At 45.6% G+C, this 1,424-nt stretch carries 3 protein-coding genes; all 3 read right to left on the bottom strand.

Going from position 1 to position 1,424, the window contains the following annotated elements:
- Positions 1 to 282, bottom strand: a 282-nt coding sequence (locus R7M72_RS24650; protein WP_318056408.1) for a transglutaminase family protein, incomplete at its 3' end; no start/stop codon positions are given.
- Positions 283 to 287: 5 nt separating this feature from the next.
- A complete protein-coding gene (locus R7M72_RS24645; RefSeq protein WP_005468486.1) occupies positions 288 to 671 on the bottom strand; it encodes a SirB2 family protein in 384 nt (127 codons plus the stop codon).
- Positions 672 to 712: 41 nt separating this feature from the next.
- The coding region (gene prmC, locus R7M72_RS24640) for a peptide chain release factor N(5)-glutamine methyltransferase (RefSeq protein ID WP_318056407.1) at positions 713 to 1,424 on the bottom strand (712 nt) is incomplete at its 5' end.

Below are 1,424 nucleotides of genomic sequence, written 5' to 3'. Positions count from 1 at the left end.
TTTACGCTCTAGTACTTTATCGATAAAGCTGTTGTCAGAGATAAAGTACTCTTGGTCGTCACCTTTGAAGCCCCACTCATGGAAAAACAGACGTAGGAAAGAGTCGAAACGCTGCTCTTCATCTGTTTCATGGATAAGCGTTGCTTCTGCTTCTTGGTACAGACGCTCTAGCTCTTGCTTAGCCCAATGGACGTTGGTTTCTGGATTAACGGATTTATTGAGCTCTAACGCTCCTTCCACCAGCGCCATGTTGTCAAAATCTTCGTCAAAAAACTCAAGCATGACGATTACCCAAATAAAGTTGGACTCTTAGACACGGCGATGTTAGCCGCCATGACCAACCAACCGAGTGCACCAAAGAAACCGAAAATTTGCAGCAATTTATTTTTAGCTAATTTCAGAGCGAAGAAGCCCAGAGCAATGTACGCCAACACACACGTGATCTTGTTGGTTAGCCAAGGTGCTGAGTCTGTAAATGGAATGAAGCCAGTAACAAAGATCAAAGCAACACCTGACAACAACAGCGCGGTATCAACAATGTGTGGAAAAACTTTCAGAAAACGATGGTTGCGCTTTGGAGAGTTCATCATCATTAACGCGAATCGAATCGACAACAATGTGGCACTCAGTGCGATGGTGACAAGGTGAATATGTTTTAGAGCTACGTACATTTTTCTTCTCTTTTAATAAATTACTGCTGACTTGCTCGTTCTTATGAAGGCTGATAGCAACCGAGGGTCACTCGATCATTCCCACCATAATCTTTTTCGGTGACAACTTGCTGATAACCAAAGCCACTCATGATCTCACGAACCGCCTCGCCTTGGTCGTAACCGTGTTCGAAGGCAAGCCAACCGCCCTCTTCAAGATACTGACGAGCCAAATCGGAGATATGGCGAATATCCGCTAAGCCATTTTCATCAGCGACCAGCGCGGATTTTGGCTCAAAACGAACGTCACCTTGGGATAAATGCGGATCTTTCTCGTCAATATACGGCGGATTGGAAACAATTAAAGCAAACTTTGTTCCCTCTGCAATAGGCTCGAACCAGCTACCTTGGTCAAACGTCACATTTTTGATGTTTAGCTGCGCGGCATTGTACTCAGCAAGCTCTTTGGCCTCTTGTTTGAGGTCAACTCCCATTACCTGACGATTCGGTAGCTCAGACGCTAATGCCAATGCAATTGCTCCTGTCCCCGTGCCTAAATCTAGAATCGATCCGGTCTGCCCATAGGTTTTATCCAAAGCAACTTCCACCAAACGCTCGGTGTCTGGTCTTGGGATCAAGGTAGTAGGAGAAACTTTGAGAGGTAGAGACCAAAACTCGCGCTCACCAATAATGTAAGCAACGGGTTCGCCTGCTAAGCGCCTTGCGAGTAAAGCATCAAACTGCGCTTGTTGCTCTGGTTCTAATGTTTTTTCA

It is taken from the genome of Vibrio sp. YT-18 (genome assembly GCF_033337345.1).
Lineage (GTDB): Bacteria > Pseudomonadota > Gammaproteobacteria > Enterobacterales > Vibrionaceae > Vibrio > Vibrio alginolyticus.
This window is presented reverse-complemented; position numbering and strand designations above follow the sequence as displayed.

Excerpts from the sequence above, each read along its gene's own strand:
- R7M72_RS24645 (WP_005468486.1), bottom strand. The coding sequence starts at position 671 with ATGTACGTAGCTCTAAAACATATTCACCTTGTCACCATCGCACTGAGT.